This window comes from Thermoleptolyngbya sichuanensis A183, assembly GCF_013177315.1.
In the GTDB taxonomy this organism is placed as follows: domain Bacteria; phylum Cyanobacteriota; class Cyanobacteriia; order Elainellales; family Elainellaceae; genus Thermoleptolyngbya; species Thermoleptolyngbya sichuanensis.
On the sequence record NZ_CP053661.1, the window covers coordinates 369,231 to 385,744 of the forward strand.

The following is a 16,514-nucleotide window of genomic DNA, read 5'->3' on the forward strand; positions in this document are numbered from 1 at the left end:
AATTGCTGCTGACCGACAGACCTATCGGGCGATCGCCAACTTCCGCTTTCCCTATGCCCAGCGTTGTTCTCGTTAATCCCCAGATTCCCCCAAACACGGGCAATATTGCCCGCACCTGCGCCGCCACCTGTACACCACTGCATCTGGTTGGCCCCTTAGGCTTTGAAATTAGCGATCGCTATCTCAAGCGGGCGGGGCTGGATTACTGGAAATACGTAGACCTCTACTATCATTCTGACCTGCAAGCATTCCAGCGCTCCCATGCCCAGCAGGGAGGACGATGGATCGGCTTCAGCACTTCAGGGTTATGTAGCTATACAAAGTTTCAGTATCGAGATGACGATTGGCTGTTGTTTGGCTGTGAAACGACAGGTCTACCGGCCAACGTATTAGCTGCCTGCCACACTGTCGTCAAAATTCCAATGGCTCAACCCAGTGTTCGCAGCCTCAATCTCTCAGTCAGCGCTGCTTTGGGGCTTTTCGAAGCGCGTCGCCAGCTTGGGCTTTTAGACTAGCCCCGCCTCAAAGCTGACTCAGGAACAGCCTGATTCTCCTGTTCCTCAGGAAAACGCTCACTCCATATCTATATATATATGGAATGGAACTTCCTCAGGCGAGTAATTTTCTTCGGAAAGCTTATTTCAGATGCAGTGGCTCTAGAGTAAATGCCCAGTAAATGCCCAGTAAATGCCCAGGCTTTCGTGCCTGAGCGCTAAATTTGGGCTGAATTGAGGGGATATAGGGGCAATATGGGGGCGATCGCCCTCAAATCCCAGCGCCTGGAATCTAACCCAACTGAGAAATTTTTGAGAACTCGCTCTGCTGCGAGCGATCCTCCCAACACTGCTGATCAGACTGCCCTAATCCAGCCGCAAAAAAATCAGATCAACTCAAATCAAGCGCTTGGCTTGAAGGATACGCAATAGAAGTCAGTAACCTGGAATACGAAAGAATAGGGTCTGCCATAAGAAATCCCAATCTGCGAAGTGAGCCTTACAAGCCCTCACCCGGGCGCAATTTGGTCACTCGACGAAGCTTGGCATCGGTACTAAAAACCGGAGAAAAGTGGGTAGTGTTTCTCCAGTTCGTCAACCGTGAAATCCTTGGATCTTCCCTTGTAGATTTGGAAGCTCGAAAGGACAATCGGTTGAAAATTAGAAATCCTAATTACGCAAAAGTGTTCCTAGATTCTTACCAAAACCAGTGACCAAAACTCTCTTCTGACAAGGCGTTTGAGCTTTTCGCAAGGTCTCTTATGTGAAGATAGAAAGCTGTGATTTATTTTTCTATTTAAGGATTAATGCAGTTACCCTGTTAACAGCTAGTCTTTTTTGAAGAACTGGTGTAAGCTCATCGGTTGTTCTGGGAGTCAGGTGGTAAACGGTTTTTTGTTTAAGCTAGACGTTTGAATGCCTCGACAGGGGTAGTTTGAGCACAGGTTTATTCAAGAGTGTTGATTTTTTTGAAGACTGGTGTAAGCTTGTCTAAGCAAAAAGCTTAAGGTAATCTTACCTAGTTGTAAGGCGCGTCAGTGATTAGAACCGCCGTCGGTCTGTGACTTCGGTCACTTCATCCGTGTCAACTTGATTCCAACGACTGGTTCCCTTTGAGGACAGTTGAACGCCGCTCAACAGGAGGTTGTTCTTTGAGACGAGCATTTCCGCAGAAGGTTAAGCCTGTTTCCTGTTATTCGTCTGACTATGCAGCCGAGGCAGGGCAGCCCAAGCAGAACCCCCGAGAGGTTAGCCGTAAGGCTCGCACTTCTGCCGCCATGCTTGGGTTAGCGCTCTCGATGGGCGCTTCTAGCTTGTTACTCCCAAGGCACAGCGATCAGGCGACCGCAGCCGAACCGAACTCCGTTGAGTCCGAAGTTTCTACAGGCTTGTCGGTTCCCCAAACTGATTCTCTGGATTCCCCCCTCGCCAGCCCTGGGATAGACGAAGTAGCTCCCACTGCTCCGTCTGCCCCTGTCAAGGCTTCATCGTCCTCGACGTATTCTGGGGCAATGTTCACCCACCGGGTTCGATCCGGACAGACGCTTTACAAGATCGCTCGTTATTACCGGGTTCCCGTTAGAACGCTTGCCGAAGTTAATGGTCTCTCTTTGGATTCTGTGCTTCGGGTCGGGCAAGCAATTCGAGTTCCGGGCCACCAAAGAGCAGAGTCGGCTAGCGTCTCAAGGGTTGCGCCTGAGCATACTCCGCAGCTAGTCCCCGGCGTAGAGCCTTCACCGCTTGTAGCAGATACGCCTACTTCATCTTCAGCAGGCGTTTTAGACGAGCAGGCAGCGCCATCCGAGGTGGCAGATATTTCGGAGGAAATTCGCACCTCAGACCGTCCCCTCCGCTACGCCAGCCTCGAAAACCTCCGCCAGCGCCGAGAGCGTTTGCGTAGCGTGTTGGCAAGCCAACAATTGCAGTCGTCGGCTGAACCCTCTAGCTTGTCTAAGGGTGATGCTACTCCTTCTGTCCGTGTTCAGGGCAATGGCCGAAGCAGCGCTCTGGAAGCAGATGAGAAGCAATTGGTTTCGCCTCCCTCGTCTTATGGACTAGCCGCTTCGGGTGATGTTGAGCGGAGTTTGACGGCGGTGTTACCTGCTGGCGGTAGTGTCCTGTATCGCGTTAAGCCAGGGGACACCTTGGGGGCGATCGCCCTTGCCTACGACGTTCCTCAAAGCGTTTTGGTTGCAGCGAACGGCTTGGACAATCCCCATCAACTGCAAGTTAACCAGGTTCTTGCAGTTCCATCTGGCTCTGCAACGCTGGAGACTTCTTTCAGTGCTTTGAGTCAGCCTGCTGGCGATGTCTCTCTCAATCTAGAGCAGCCTGTGTTGCTGGCTCATCGCGTTTCTGCTGGAGAAACCATTGAGCAAATTGCGAGCGCCTACGGCGTATCGAAAGATGCTGTTGTAGAAGCCAGCGGTCTGCAAGATCCAGATGTAATTCAGATTGGTCAAGTCATTGCAGTTCCTGCCGAGTCGTCTGAGCTAGTATCATCGGCCCGTCGCCAGTCTTCGGTCGTGCTGCCTCCGGCCGATTCTCGTCAGGTTGACGGGGCTTCTACGATGTTTGAGCCGTCTGATGCGGTGCCCACGGTGGCTACTGGCAGTTCTGTTCTGTTTGCGACTGAGTTTGTTGGGGTTGGGGGTGTTGCTCCTGCCCGGAGCGAAGCGGTACGTTCTGAGGTTTACCGACCCGGAGCAACTGAGGTGGCAGCAGTCGTATTGCCTGCTCAAAATCCTAGCCGCACCTTCGAGCATTTGCATCGACTGATCAACGATGTTTCGCCTTTGCGATCGTCAGAGCCTTTAGAGCAACCAGGTTTAGATGGTCAACCTAGTAAGTTCGGTCAGGACAATCAGCCGTCTGTGGTAGCAGCGCTCACTTTGAGAAGCGTTGGCTCGGCTCAAGACTTGGGCGATCGCTTTGTACCTTCTGTACCCACAGTTGAACCTGTTCTAGAGGCTCTCCCGCATCTAACTCAGCCTCAACCTGAGGTCGTGTCTGAGTTAGATGCGGGAGAGTTTGCGGTAAAACCGGGAGCCTTAGATTCCTCTAATCCTTCTGCTGGCGCTGAGCCTGAGCTAGTGGCTGCTGCTCCTGCTAGCGAATCTGCTCCTGCTGCCAGCAGCGGACAGCTTGTGGCAGTTGCCCCCCTCGGGTCAGAAAGCTATGAGCCTCTTCTAGAGCCGCTGGTGGGTCGCATGGTTTCTCCTGAGCTACCTGCGCTGTCTCAGATGGATGCGTTTTTGCCAGAGGGAACTCCCGTTTCAAACGGTTTCATCTGGCCAGCGCGTGGAGTTCTGACCTCTGGATTTGGCTGGCGCTGGGGACGGATGCACCGGGGAATCGACATCGCAGCACCCGTTGGCACACCCATTGTGGCGGCGGCCGCTGGAGTCGTTGAGTTTTCCGGTTGGAACTCTGGTGGCTATGGCTACATGATTGACATTCGTCATGCGGATGGCACCCGCACTCGCTATGCCCACAATAGCCGTCTACTGGTGCGCGTTGGGGATCGAGTGGATCAAGGTCAGCATATCGCGGCGATGGGTAGCACGGGCTTTAGCACTGGGCCCCACGTCCACTTCGAGATCCATGTCCCGAACCAGGGTACGGTTAATCCGATGTCTCTCTTGGCGCGTCGATAGTCGGGTTCGAGAACTGGATATCCCAAAAAGATTCAAGGGGTCGCTTTTGCAGCCATTTGCGAAGCGACTCTTTTGTCTGGAACGCAGCGTTCGGAACGCTGTGGATTGGACTATGCTTGAGTTTTGAATGGAGGGCTGAGCATTCGCGATTAGGAAAGCCAATTTGCAGCTCCCATCTGCCCTTGTCCCTTTAACGGTATGCGGGCGATCGCCCGATTTTCTTTTGGGCTTGGCTTTTACTTTGATGCTTTTTTAGGGAATATTGACCACAGCACCGCGACGCAGAGGATGGATTCACTATGCCCAGAACACCGAGCGAATTTGCTGTTCACCTGTTGATGGACGGTGGACATCGAGAAGAAGTTCGTTTTTCAACGATTCAAGACTTTCAGAAATGGTACAGTGGCGAACTAGTTCCCAAAGCCACCTCGGATGACTTTATCAGCGTGCCGATCAAAAACATCCAGGGCGAGTATATGGTTGTCCGCCCCTCCAAGGTTTTGGCGCTGCGTGTCGAGCCGATTTTCTCTGGCAGCGTTGATCGATATTAAACCGATATCAAGCAAGATTAAGCCAGTATCAAGCAAGGTTAGGGCGATGCAATTCGAGTCGGCGATCGCCCTCTCTGCCCTGCCTGACCCGCCTTAATTGAGGCCCAAGTTAGGTGAATGTGAAAGAGTTGTAGGTCGAAGAGTTGTAGGTCGTCGCCGTTCCCACACTTCTAATGATGGGTTAAGCCTCTTCCTGAGGCTTTTCGGCAGAACTGGGCGATGCGTTGTATAGCGCATCGAGCTGTTCGCGGGCATCTTCAACCGAAATCGATCGCATCACCAAATACGGCTCGTTAATCAGGTTTCCCGTGTCGTCCAGCAGTTCTGGATGAGAGGTAGACTGAAGGCGACTGGAGCGATAGGGCTGTGCCGGGGGTGCATAGACACGCTGCGACTCTATACCCAGCGTCATCAGGCTGCGGATCAAGTTGCTGACTGCCAGCAGCGCCAGGATCGTAAAGGCAACGACATAAAGCAGATGTAGCATAGTGCTTTCCTTCTAAATTGCGTAACCCCGCCAACCTGAACTGTTGGCATTAGTTTTGAAAGTTTTGAGCAGTCAGAGCAATTAACCCGTCGAGCAACTTAAGTTGAATCGTCAGATGCTTAACAAGCAGACACAAACTTCTCAGGTTCTCTCATAATTGCAGTACACCATTGCAGCACACCAACGACGCTCAGAATATAAGTGCATTCAGACCCGTCTCCACTGCCGAGGAATCGCTCAGCGAAATCCTCAAGGCTCTGAGTCTTGCGACTGAATCCGCTCTAGACGAAAACGACTCGAAACCTGCCAACACTCCGTTACCAGCGAGTGCCAGGGAACCATGACGGCTGCCTCTACACCCACCTTCCCATCTGTTGCCCTAAGGAGCAGTTGGGCCGTTTGCACCTCTCGCTGAGCTTGCAAAACTCGCGCTAATAAATCTGCCTGTTGCTCATTGCTGAGAAACGAAATGGGCTGGGATTCTAGCAGGGTTTGCGATCGCTCAAACCAATACTGAAAGTCCTCTAGCAAAGGCTCTAATAGGGCTTTCAGCAAATCGGGTTCCGGTGTACTTGAACCAGACATAGAGGGTTAACTGTATATAACTTTATCCTGTAATCTTAACGTGATTTACGTTTCGCAACAATTTTTGACACATAAAGTCAGACCCGCCCGATCGAATTTACAACCGGACGGGGCTTGCTTGCGTTTAGGTCAGGGGATTAGCTTTGGGGGATTAACCCGGAAGGCTAAGCCTGGGCTGCTCCAGTCGAAATCAGCGCCACATCGATGTAATCTTCACCGGGCTGGCTGATCTCGACGCGCAGCCCTGGGCCAAAAAATCGCTCAATCTTTTCCCGCTTGCTGTTCCATTTTTCCAGCGAAACATATTCAGACTCGAATTCCAGAACGAGTGCATAGGCTCCGTCTCGATCTTCTTCCCGTAGGGCGACCAGCACCGGGCGCTCATCGTCCGTCGGCTCTAGCCCCAGGCTCTCTAGCGAACTATCGAGATGCGCTGACTGCCCGTAGCGATAGCGAGTCACGTCCTTGCGAATCTGATGCTGGGTTTCGGTTGCTTGCTGATCGCGCAGCGCCAAGGCAGCAGCCGAAGGCGGCTGAGAGTATGGAACTGGGGTCAACTCGGAAATTTTCAGCGCCAGCCCGCCCAACAGCAGGGGGATTCCGTAGAAAAACCCTACCAAATTGAGCGTGGCGCTGCTGGAAAAATAGGCAATGAAGCCTACCACGGTAAGCAAACCGCCCACGACCAGTCCGACCGTCCCTAGCGAAATACGTCCAAGCATAGCCACCACAGATGAAAGGGTTGTTAACAATTATTCAACATTGTTGGAAGGGTTTGATAGGATGAAGCTTGTGTCTAGCTGAACGAAAGTTGTTTCGGAGTTTTCGGAGTTTATTGAGGAGTTTATTTCCCATGCTGGATGCTCAAGTTTTGCGCGATCGCCTCAAGTTTCTGATGAGCAAGCGCGACTCACTCGTGCGCCTGCTAGAGCAGCCAGATTTGGGGACGCTGCGGATCGATGTTAACCAGGCGCTAGAAGAGCTAGACGACCTGATTGATGAGTTTAAGCGCACCTTTCCCGACGCTGAACTGAGCTAGGGCGTGCTTTAAAACCCTTCGATCCCCTGCTTGACTGACAAAACTAAGAAGCTGGAATACGGCTGAGGACAGTGAATTCACGCTTTAGGGAGTCATCGTGTTGTCGCCTTGATGCGATGGCAGGTTGAGGGTCAGGTGAACAGGAGAGGAACTGATAAACGTGAATCTTCCACTGGTGAGTGATAGCCAGCCGAATCCAATTCCAGCCCAGCTTGAGATAACTCATGCCGCGCTTCCAGTGAGCATCGACTTGGCGACGCTTGCCGGATGCGACCACTTGCACCCCTTGGAGAACTAAGAACAGCATCGTCAAGGCGATTACCCCACACAACTGGGAAAGGGCAACCTTGTCTCTGAGTCTGGAGGCTTCGAGATTAAACCCGTTGGACTTCAAATCCAAAAACGACTCCTCCACCTGAAATCTCAGTCGATATTGGGCAAACGTCTGCAAGTTCGTCGGCTCATCACTCACAATTGTCCAATTCTCGCTGCTGAGTTTGTCGTGGGCAAAGGCAAGGTAAACATTGTCGTAGGGCTTTGTTCTACCCACCGACACTGCAGGCGTAAAGTAAGCTTGTCCTGGTTGCAATTGAACCGACGATACCTGGCGCCACTGCCCTTGGTGCTGAAATTGGAAGGAGCGTTTGATGCGGATGCGGAAATGCCAACCCAGATTCTCCCGGAGGTATTTCATCAACTTGCCATCGGCAAACCCTCGGTCTGCCAAAAGGACAATCGCGACACCCTCGGGCATCAGCCGTTGCGCTTGCCGCAGTACCCGTTGAATCGTCCACAACCTGACGGTGCTGCTTGATTGCGCCACCACTTTCCAAGCGACCGGAACCGTTCTTCCTCGGTACACCACTGCGACCCAGACGATGCAGAAACAATTCCATACGACCGTTGTATCGAGGCTTAAGTAGAGTCGTTGGGTCTGCCAGTTGGACAGAGCCTGCCCAATCAGCGCATGATGAGCGGACGCGACATTGATCCGCCGATTCGACAACCAGCGGCGAAACCGGCGTTGGTGGGATTGAGCCATTTGAGCGCGACTCCTCACATACACCCCAAATCCATTGAGATGAACGTTTTGGCTTCCAATCATGCCAATGATCATCCAGCACAGTGTTTGCAGATGGCGAGCATCCTGCCACTGAATGTCGCATTGACGCAGAAAATCATTCAACGCATCATAAAGACGGGAAGTCGGTGACATTGATTTGACTGGTTTGTGTGGTTACTTCTCAGCCTAAATCATGCTCTGCTTCCCGCATGGCTTTCGTTCCAGCTTTAACCTGTTTTGTCAGTCAAGCAGCTTCGATCCCCCCTAGCCCCCCTTAAAAAGGGGGGGAACCGAGCCGAACCACTCCGGAAGTCCCCTTTATTAAGGGGGATTTAGGGGGATCAACTCAAGGCAATCAACAACCTAGAAAGTTTTAAGACACTGCCTAGGGCTAGTTTCCAAGCTTCGGCTTTTAACACGTCAGCCCACTTAGCGCGTCTTGCAAGAACCCATTCCTCCTACCTGTTCTAACGTTACGCACGACTGTCATCATGACCGACACTTATAGGGTTGAAATTCTTCACCAGGGAAACTCCCACACGATTACGGTTTCAGCAGATGAAACCGTGCTTGCTGCTGCTGCCGCTGCCGGACTGGAGCTGCCGTCCTCCTGCAATGCGGGGGTTTGCACAACCTGTGCCGCGCAATTGCTATCGGGCACGGTGGAGCAGGGCGACGGCATGGGCATTAGCCCGGAACTGCAAGCTCAGGGGTTTGCGCTGCTCTGTGTTGCCTATCCGCGATCGGATTTGAAACTGGAGACGGAGAAGGAAGATACAGTATATGAATTGCAGTTTGGTCAGTTCCAAAAATAGGGATTGAGCATCGGCATCAGAAACCGAGAGTCAGGATTTAGCGGACTGGGGCTGGCAATGAGGCTTGAGTTGGTAGCGATCGAAGTTCATCTGGGCGACGAGTTGGGCGAGTTGCAGACGGCGATCGCCCAAGCTCTGCTGGCCTACGGTGAGCCGCTGCGGTGGGCGGTGACGCGGGTGGAGGGCGATTCGCGAAGCAATCCCTACGGGAATCGCCAGCTTGCCCACGTCGAGGCGGTTGTAATTGTCCCGTCATGACTTTTAAATCCTTTTAGTTTAGATAGCTTAGACAGAATTTTCGACAGGAATTGATCGATCACAACCATTGATTTACAAGTGATCTACAAGCATCGATCAATTACAAATTGACACAAATTGACGCACGACGGGGTGGCGGTCATGATTGGGCAACAGGCGCAGGACTCTCCAATTCCTTTAGATCAGATCCACTATAACGAGGCGGGGCTGGTGCCAGCTATTGTGCAGGACTATCTGGATGGCACGGTGCTGATGATGGCGTGGATGAACCGCGAGTCGCTGCAAAAAACTATCGAAACGGGCGAAACTTGGTTTTGGAGCCGTTCTCGCGCCGAGTTGTGGCACAAAGGCGCAACCTCTGGGCATCTACAACACGTCAAGGCGCTGCGATATGACTGCGACAGCGATGCGCTGCTGGTGAGCGTGGAACAGGTGGGCGACGTTGCCTGCCATACCGGGGAGCGCAGTTGTTTTCATCAAATCGACGGGGCGATCGCCCCTCCGCCCGCTGATACGCTGTCGCAGGTGTTTGAGGTGATTTGCGATCGCCGCGATCATCCCAACCCAGACTCTTACACCTGCAAGCTGTTGGCAGGTGGGGACAACAAAATTCTCAAAAAGATTGGCGAGGAGGCCGCTGAAGTGGTGATGGCCTGCAAAGATGACGACCCAGGAGCGATCGCCGGAGAAGTAGCCGACCTGTTCTACCATACGCTGGTTGCCCTGGCCCACCATAACGTAGATCTGCGAGCGGTGTATCAAAAATTGCAGGAACGCCGCCGCTAAATCGCGTACTCTAAATCGCGTACTAAGGCAGCCGTGGATTCCCCACATCACCCTAGCGCCCCACATCACTCCGGCGGTAGTGTCGTCCTTCCTGGCGAATCCGGTTATCCAAATATTGCAGCGTCAAGATGGAAGGTAGAATGCTGGCGGCGCAGGCGATCCAGAAACCGTGTGCGAGTTGAGCCGTGCCATCCATCGCCCAACCACCCAGAACCGGGCCAATGAAGTAGCCCGCTGCCCAGCAGAGTGAATTGACCGAAAGATACACTCCACGCAATTCTGCTGGAGCCAGCGCAACGACGAGCGAGGCGGCTCCTGGGGTATAGGCAGCCGTGGCGATCGCCATCAGCACCAGCGCCAGCACTGCCCAGCCCAGCGGCATCACTCGCGCTATACCCGTCGCCCAAACTAGCCCAAACCCCGCGCCCCAAAACATCGCCGACACGATCAGCATTTGCGGCTGAGTTAGTCCTTGCAGCTTGCGAATCACCGGAAGCTGCGTCAGTGCTGTCAGCGCCACATAGCTCGAAAACAAAACGCTAATGGTGCTGGTGGAAAATCCGCGTCCCGCCGCAGTCGGCACAAAGTTGGCGAAGTAAAGCGGCAAGGCGCTGTTGAGCAACGCCAGATAGGTGGTGAACAGCGTACACACCACGGTAAAAATCAGCAGACTGCCGTCGCTGAGGGCCTGCTTCCAGCTTTTCAGCATGGACTGATGCGCCTGGGCGGGATTGCGGGTTTCGGCGATCGCCCGATACACAATCCCAAAAAAGATGACGTAGGACATTGCGTCGATCACAAACAGCGCTCGATAGGAACCCGTTGCTGCAATCAGCCCGCCGCCCAGCGCCACGCCCACGCCCAGCCCCAGACTGTCGCCCAGCCGCGCCAGCGCGTAGGCTTCGTTTCGCTGGTCGATGGTGGTCAAATCTGCGACGACCGTTTCGGTGGCTGGCCAATATAGCCCAATCCCCAGTCCCATCAGCAGGTTGCCGATCAGGAAGGTGGGGAAGTCGAATGTGACCGCCAGAATGGCCGAAGCCGCTGCCGACACCGCTGCCGACAGGAGCAGCGTCCGCCGTCGCCCAATCTTTGGGGAATCGGCAAACGACCCGCCCAAGACGCGCCCTAGCACTCCGGCGATCGCCCCGACCCCCAGCCCCACGCCCACCAGCGTCGCCGACAGCCCCACCCGGTTTACAAAGAAAATCGGCGCATAGAACAGCGTGAATCCGGTTCCCACCTGCGACAGCAGCCGCCCCGCAATCAAAATCCACACCCGAAAATCCAGATCCGGCAACCACCCCGCCAGTTTTCGTGCCAACACTCTCTCCACCGCATTTATCAAGAACCTCTGTAGTGTAGGGTTCCCCACCAAGGGGATGCATCCCCTGCTTGGCGGAAGTGATGGAGGTTGGAGATGGCGCTTAGAGCGGCCTCCCGGTTATCCCATCATGCCTTCCCGCTGTCTTCGCCTTCCCGCGCCCGCCGCTCTCGGATCTCCCGGGCCCGCTGCTGGAGGTCTTTGAAGTAGCTGCTTTCGGTGATTTCGGCGACTTGGCGGGCGCGTTTTTCCTGGTCGATTTCGACGGTGGGCTTGATCACGCCCTGCACTTTTTCTTTCATTTGCTCGAACAGGGCTTCGGTGTAGCCACCTTTGGTGGCGCGATCCAGGATGACGACGGCAAGGGCCGTACTGAGGAGGGCGATCGCCGCTGGCGCAAGGGGCACCCAACCGCCCTGCAGAAACAGCAGGTACGACAATCCCGCCAGCACCAGCACCGCCACGCCCTCAGCAATCAGGAACCAGTGGGCTTTGGTAATCAACCAGGCGATCGCCCCGCCCACCAGCGACCAGCCCAGCATCCAGAGCATTTCCACTGCCAGCGGCCAATACCACACCAGGGCCCGCTCTCCCTTGGCCGCGCTGACCAAATGGCTGGCAATTTGGGCATGGAGGATCGCACCAGGGGTGGGTTCGCCGCCGTCGCGGTCGCCGCTGTAGGGCGTTTGAAACAGGTCTTTCTTGATACTAGAGGTATAGCCGATGATGACCATGCGATCTCGGATCAGATCAGGGGGCACCTGGTGTTGCAATACCTCCATCAGGCTGACTACGGGCGCGGCATGTTGCGCCGAGCGATAGCGCAGCATAATCTGATAGTCCGTCGCGCCTGTACGCCGATACCCTGCGGTCTGTCCTGCTGCCAGGGGTTTCAGCAATGCCTGACCCAACTGAATTTCGCCGTTGGGGGCAGGAGCAGCGGTAATATTCTCGTCCTGCAAGTAAAACAGCGCCATTGACAAGCCCAGAGAGACCAGCGGATTGTCGGCGGCGGGCGTGTTGCAGCGGTGTGCCGTTTCCTGGGGCAGCCGCAGCGGATCGGTAATCACCAAGCTGGCGCGGCGGATTATGCCCCTGGGGTCGAAGGGCAGGTCGGCAAAGGCTACCCGTTCGTCGGGCACACTGGGGGGCGGCGCAAGGCTGGGTTCACTGGCTTTGGTGAGGGTGCAGGCAGCAAGGATGCGATCGCTCTGTTGCAGCACGCGCAGCAGTTCCTCTCGCCCTTCGCCCACAGGCAAGTCGCGCCCCACATCCAGCGCAATCACGCGCGGTTCCCCCTGCTCCAGATTTTGCAATGCTTCTGCCAGTGTGCCGTCGTGGATATCGGGCTGGCTCAGCGATTGAATATCCTGGTCGGAAATGCCCACCACCAGCAGCCGCTCATCGGGCCCCAGATCGGGCGATCGCCGCACCAGCGCATCGTAGGTGTCTAACTCGGTGCTTTGCAACAGCCCCAACTGACGCACCGCCACAACTGCTCCCGTCACGACTAAACTTGCCACACCCAGCGTCGCCGCCAGTGCCCGTAGCGCCTTCAGCCGTTTGCGCGTTGAACCCGAAAGGCGATCGCCCGATGGAGGAGTCATGGTACATGCAGCAAGGGAACTGCCTCTCATCCTAGGGCGGAGTCTAGGGGACAAGCGCCAGAGATCAGAGAAAATTCTGAATTGAGGCCCAACGTCCTGCCAAACGGAATGGGCAAAGCCCGCATTTGGCGGAGAAAACCACACTTGGGCTGGCTAGAAAGCCGTCTCCAGGAGCACTGCCATTTTTTGCAGAATGAATTTGCAGAATGAATGCGAATTGCCGGGGCGGATTGCGAACCCGCGAACCGCCACCCTGCAAACCATACGCCCTGCACCCTGCGAAACCCTATTGCACCCAAGGCAAGAATGACGATGAATCTGGATCACAATCAAAACCAACCGGAATTTTGGGACGGACATGGCTGCGCCCTGTGCGAAACGGAGCAATTTTCAGAAGCCGTGGCAGCCTTTGACCGGGCGATCGCCCTCGACCCCAGCTATTGCAAAGCCTGGAACAACCGTGGCAATGCCCTGTGCGGTCTGAAGCGCTACGCCGAAGCGCTGGATTCCTACGACCGCGCCGTGGCGATGCAGCCCGACTATCATCAAACCTGGTTTAACCGGGGGCTGCTATTTGCCGAAATGCAGGCCTACGGCAACGCGCTGGAAAACTTTGAGCAGGCGATCGCCCTCAGCCCCGATCCGCGCTATCTCCACGCCCGCGAAGACATCTGGCTCAAGCGCAAACTGATCTCGGCATAAGTAAGAAAAGACCCCCTAATCAAAGTCCCCCTTAGCCAAGGGGGATTTAAGGGGGATTGGCTCAAACGCGCTACGACTCGATAACGGTAGCTTACTCGGTCTTGAGAGTCCATCAAGACTTGAGGGGTCATGGGCGGGTTCTCCGGAATCCCTGTTGCCTGATGCGTATTAGTCCCCGTAGTGCTTTCCGGCTCGATTTCCAGCACGAAGCATCTATCCCTTGACCAAAAACTCTGAACCTGGCGATTTGCCGCTGGAGGCTCCTGAGATGAAGCATTTTGCCGTGTTGCTGTCTCTGTTGCGCGATCGCCCAGATTTTATCGACGATATTCGCCGCAATTTCAAAGTCGAGCGCAAAAGCGTATCGCTGCTGATTTCAAGCTGCTTCTTTTTCGCAATTTATGGTGCCATTATCGGCTCCTCCAGCAGTTGGATGCAGATGATTGCATCGGCGATTAAACTGCCCGCGCTGTATTTGCTGACGCTGGCTATCTGTCTGCCAACGCTGTTTTTCTTTGATGTGCTGTTTGGTTCGCGGCTGAAATTTAGCCAGTACGTGGCGCTGTTGATGACGGCAATGGCGACCATCAGCGTGCTGCTGTTTAGCTTTGCGCCGATTACGCTATTTTTCCTGATTTCGGTTCATGACTATACCTTTTTCCAACTGCTGAATGTTGGCATCTTTGGGCTGACTGGGCTGGTAGGGATACGGCTGTTTTATCACGGAATGCGATCGCTTGCAGAGCAGGATGCGATTAGACTCCAGCCAGAGGGGCTGCCCAAGGGCGAACTGCCCGATTATGATCCCTATTACAAATCAGGTGAACTAGATAAGATAGACGAACTGGACGAAGCGGGCGATCGCCCTGCCCAATTCCGAGACTTTGCGCCACCGGATGATGTGCGGGTTTCTGCCAAACACAGCAGCCTGGCTACCCAAAATAACAGCGACCTGCTCAACACCCGCCTCAAGTTGCTCCGCTTCTGGCTGGTGTTGTATGCATTGGTGGGTAGTCAGTTGGGCTGGACGCTTCGACCCTTCTTTGGCGCACCGGGTCAAGCGTTTCAGTTGTTCCGCCAGATCGAGGGCAACTTTTACAGCGCAGTCTTTAACATAATTCTTAATTTCCTCGGCTTCTAGCGCGTGGCTTCTGGCTCAATGCTTGCATTAACCCTCGACCCCTGGCACTATGCCTTCTCTGACAAACCTCCGGATTACCGAGGATGAACTCGAACGCCTGACGGGGCTGGATATTAGCGACACGTTTATGGGGCGGGCGATTCGTCCGTCGGTGCTGCGGTCGCGGCGACGGCTGCGATCGCTCTTGATGAGCGAAGTGCTAACGCTGGGGCTATCCATTATTTTTTGCCTGCCTGTCAGTTTGGTGATTGCTCGAAATCTGCCGGGGTTCACCGGAGAAGATCTGGGTAAATTCCTGGCGATTTCTCTGGGAATTGCCGTAGGCTTGTTTGCGCTGTGGAATGGCTATCTCTGGCGGCAGGGAAAGCAGTTGAGCCAGCTTTCGCATTTGCTCGATCAAGTCGATCGACACAACGAAATCATTGATGCGATCGCCCTAATGGAAGAGTTGGATTCCGTGCGGGCGAACAATCACGAACCTGTGGATCGACAGGAAATTTTTCAGGCTCTGGATGCGACTCGCTCCAGTTTGATCTGCGCCCTGACCACCGAAAGGATTGTGCGAAAGCACCAGAAGATGATTGCCAAACACGCAGAACTTGCAGAGGCGATCGCCCAGAATCTGGCTATGTTACAGACGCTTCAGGAAAATGCAACGGCGAATAAATATGGACAGTTTTTAACTGAAGCGTTGAGCATTGGGATCATCGTACAGCAGGAGTTGTCTGAGTTCATGCCGAGTGAATCTCTCTCGAACCGATGGTCTAATGAGTGAACGCCTGAGCGAACGTCTGAGTGAACGCCTGAGTGAACGCCTGAGTAAACGTCTCGGTGAACTTCTGGGTGAACGATTGGGTAGACCTGAGCAAAGAATACTGGGTGGACTGAGAATAGCGTCATCGAATGCTGGACGGCTCTACGCCGGATGGTAATAAAACGCTGCCGCCAGAATCGCGTAGGTCGCCAGCAGCAGCGTCCCGTCCAGCCAGTTCGATCGCCCGTTCAGGCTGATCAAGTTGACGATAAACACAGCGATCGCCACGGTAATCGCCTCAAATGGGTTGAAGTCCAGATCCATCGGCTGCCCCATCGCCTGCCCCACCAGCACCAACACCGGAGCCACAAACAGCGCCACCAGCAGGCTCGACCCCATCGCTACCGACACAGGCAAATCCATATTATTTTTCATCGCCACGCGCACGGCAGTCACATAGCCAGACACATCGCCCAGCAGCGGCAGCAGCACCACGCCCGTAAACAGCGGCGTGAGCGCCCAGTCGGCAATCACCTCTTCCACCACGCCCACAAACAGTTCCGACTCGACGGCGATCCCTACTGTCGCCAGCAGCAGCACTCCTATCCACACCCACAGCGGCGATCGCCCGTTTTCCTCTAGCTGTGGATCTTGCTTGGCCTTGCATACGTCGTAGAGGTAACTGTGGGTTTTTAGTGAAAACAGCAGCGTCAGCCCGTAGACCACAATCAGCACCACAGCCACAATGATCGACAGGTTGGCAATGTCCTGTGCATCCACGAAGTTGGACGTATTGATGACAATCGTGGGCAAGGCGATCGCCGTCACCGCCAGCGTCATGGATGAACCGTTCACCCGCACCACAATCGGCTCAAACGATTGCTCTTTATACTTCAGCCCGCCCAGCAGCATCGCCAGCCCCAGCACCAGCAGCAAATCGCCCAAAATGCTGCCCGTAATGCTCGCCTTGACCAGATCCACCAGCCCACGCCGCAGGGCCGCCAGCGAAATGATCAGTTCCGTCGCATTGCCAAACACAGCATTCATTAGCCCGCCCACCGTTGGCCCCAGCGCTAGGGCTAGCTCCTCAGTAGCGCGGCTGAGGAAGATGGCCAGCGGGGCGATCGCCAGCGCCGAAGTCACAAACACCGCCGCATCGCCCCAGTCTTGCCCGTGCGCCAGCAGCGAAATCGGGATAAAGACCAGCAGCACCAGCGCAGGAAACCGTTTGAGCAGCATAGAGAGGAGAGGA

17 protein-coding genes are annotated in these 16,514 nt (G+C 54.7%); 10 read left to right on the plus strand and 7 right to left on the minus strand.

Features of this window, described 5'->3' with window-relative positions; genetic code table 11:
- The first annotated feature begins 53 nt into the window (after positions 1 to 53).
- The 3 genes from HPC62_RS01665 to HPC62_RS01675 all read left to right on the plus strand — a co-directional run bounded on the left by HPC62_RS01665 (position 54) and on the right by HPC62_RS01675 (position 4,701).
- On the plus strand, positions 54 to 515 hold the full coding sequence (locus tag HPC62_RS01665; protein ID WP_172353469.1) for a tRNA (cytidine(34)-2'-O)-methyltransferase: 462 nt from the start codon (positions 54 to 56) through the stop codon (positions 513 to 515).
- Positions 516 to 2,113: 1,598 nt separating this feature from the next.
- Entirely contained in the window at positions 2,114 to 4,150 is a 2,037-nt protein-coding gene (locus tag HPC62_RS01670) for a peptidoglycan DD-metalloendopeptidase family protein (protein WP_390820407.1), read from the plus strand.
- Between the two features lie 299 nt (positions 4,151 to 4,449).
- Entirely contained in the window at positions 4,450 to 4,701 is a 252-nt protein-coding gene (locus HPC62_RS01675; RefSeq protein WP_172353471.1) for a hypothetical protein, read from the plus strand.
- Positions 4,702 to 4,882: 181 nt separating this feature from the next.
- Here the strand turns inward: HPC62_RS01675 and HPC62_RS01680 are convergent, their stop codons facing one another.
- The 3 genes from HPC62_RS01680 to HPC62_RS01690 all read right to left on the minus strand — a co-directional run bounded on the left by HPC62_RS01680 (position 4,883) and on the right by HPC62_RS01690 (position 6,495).
- Positions 4,883 to 5,188, minus strand: coding sequence for a DUF2973 domain-containing protein (locus HPC62_RS01680; protein ID WP_172353472.1), 306 nt, complete (start codon positions 5,186 to 5,188; stop codon positions 4,883 to 4,885).
- A 249-nt stretch (positions 5,189 to 5,437) separates the two neighbouring features.
- The gene (locus HPC62_RS01685) at positions 5,438 to 5,773 is read right to left on the minus strand and encodes a DUF2605 domain-containing protein (RefSeq protein WP_172353473.1); all 336 of its coding nucleotides are present in this window, start codon (positions 5,771 to 5,773) and stop codon (positions 5,438 to 5,440) included.
- Between the two features lie 164 nt (positions 5,774 to 5,937).
- Positions 5,938 to 6,495 carry a DUF2854 domain-containing protein gene (locus tag HPC62_RS01690; RefSeq protein ID WP_172353474.1) on the minus strand — a complete coding sequence of 186 codons (558 nt, stop codon included), beginning with the start codon at positions 6,493 to 6,495 and terminating at the stop codon, positions 5,938 to 5,940.
- A 131-nt stretch (positions 6,496 to 6,626) separates the two neighbouring features.
- Here HPC62_RS01690 and HPC62_RS01695 point away from each other — a divergent pair, with 131 nt between their 5' ends.
- Positions 6,627 to 6,812 (plus strand): hypothetical protein, encoded by a 186-nt coding sequence (locus tag HPC62_RS01695; RefSeq protein WP_316791091.1) that lies wholly within the window; start codon positions 6,627 to 6,629, stop codon positions 6,810 to 6,812.
- A gap of 43 nt (positions 6,813 to 6,855) precedes the next feature.
- Here HPC62_RS01695 and HPC62_RS01700 read toward each other — a convergent pair whose 3' ends face one another.
- On the minus strand, positions 6,856 to 8,028 hold the full coding sequence (locus tag HPC62_RS01700; RefSeq protein WP_172353422.1) for a transposase: 1,173 nt from the start codon (positions 8,026 to 8,028) through the stop codon (positions 6,856 to 6,858).
- 338 nt (positions 8,029 to 8,366) lie between these two features.
- Between HPC62_RS01700 and HPC62_RS01705 the strand changes: the two genes are divergently transcribed.
- The 3 genes from HPC62_RS01705 to hisIE all read left to right on the plus strand — a co-directional run bounded on the left by HPC62_RS01705 (position 8,367) and on the right by hisIE (position 9,734).
- The gene (locus HPC62_RS01705) at positions 8,367 to 8,690 is read left to right on the plus strand and encodes a 2Fe-2S iron-sulfur cluster-binding protein (RefSeq protein ID WP_172353475.1); all 324 of its coding nucleotides are present in this window, start codon (positions 8,367 to 8,369) and stop codon (positions 8,688 to 8,690) included.
- 57 nt (positions 8,691 to 8,747) lie between these two features.
- Positions 8,748 to 8,948 carry a hypothetical protein gene (locus HPC62_RS01710; protein ID WP_172353476.1) on the plus strand — a complete coding sequence of 67 codons (201 nt, stop codon included), beginning with the start codon at positions 8,748 to 8,750 and terminating at the stop codon, positions 8,946 to 8,948.
- 141 nt (positions 8,949 to 9,089) lie between these two features.
- Complete coding sequence (gene hisIE / locus HPC62_RS01715; protein WP_172358721.1) at positions 9,090 to 9,734, plus strand: bifunctional phosphoribosyl-AMP cyclohydrolase/phosphoribosyl-ATP diphosphatase HisIE; 645 nt, start codon at positions 9,090 to 9,092, stop codon at positions 9,732 to 9,734.
- 52 nt (positions 9,735 to 9,786) lie between these two features.
- On the opposite strand, the gene HPC62_RS01720 is transcribed toward hisIE, so the two are convergent.
- Together HPC62_RS01720 and HPC62_RS01725 are read right to left on the minus strand one after the other, a co-directional pair.
- Positions 9,787 to 11,061: an MFS transporter gene (locus tag HPC62_RS01720; protein WP_228721688.1), complete on the minus strand. Its 1,275-nt coding sequence runs from the start codon at positions 11,059 to 11,061 to the stop codon at positions 9,787 to 9,789.
- Between the two features lie 125 nt (positions 11,062 to 11,186).
- On the minus strand, positions 11,187 to 12,665 hold the full coding sequence (locus HPC62_RS01725) for a CHASE2 domain-containing protein (protein ID WP_172353477.1): 1,479 nt from the start codon (positions 12,663 to 12,665) through the stop codon (positions 11,187 to 11,189).
- A gap of 210 nt (positions 12,666 to 12,875) precedes the next feature.
- On the opposite strand from HPC62_RS01725, the gene HPC62_RS01730 reads away from it, so the two are divergent.
- The 3 genes from HPC62_RS01730 to HPC62_RS01740 all read left to right on the plus strand — a co-directional run bounded on the left by HPC62_RS01730 (position 12,876) and on the right by HPC62_RS01740 (position 15,283).
- The gene (locus tag HPC62_RS01730; RefSeq protein ID WP_225906708.1) at positions 12,876 to 13,367 is read left to right on the plus strand and encodes a tetratricopeptide repeat protein; all 492 of its coding nucleotides are present in this window, start codon (positions 12,876 to 12,878) and stop codon (positions 13,365 to 13,367) included.
- Between the two features lie 268 nt (positions 13,368 to 13,635).
- Positions 13,636 to 14,508 (plus strand): actin-binding WH2 domain-containing protein, encoded by an 873-nt coding sequence (locus tag HPC62_RS23290; protein WP_390820409.1) that lies wholly within the window; start codon positions 13,636 to 13,638, stop codon positions 14,506 to 14,508.
- Positions 14,509 to 14,557: 49 nt separating this feature from the next.
- Entirely contained in the window at positions 14,558 to 15,283 is a 726-nt protein-coding gene (locus tag HPC62_RS01740) for a hypothetical protein (RefSeq protein ID WP_172353478.1), read from the plus strand.
- Between the two features lie 141 nt (positions 15,284 to 15,424).
- Here the strand turns inward: HPC62_RS01740 and cax are convergent, their stop codons facing one another.
- Complete coding sequence (gene cax / locus HPC62_RS01745; RefSeq protein WP_172353479.1) at positions 15,425 to 16,501, minus strand: calcium/proton exchanger; 1,077 nt, start codon at positions 16,499 to 16,501, stop codon at positions 15,425 to 15,427.
- Between the last annotated feature and the right edge of the window lie 13 nt (positions 16,502 to 16,514).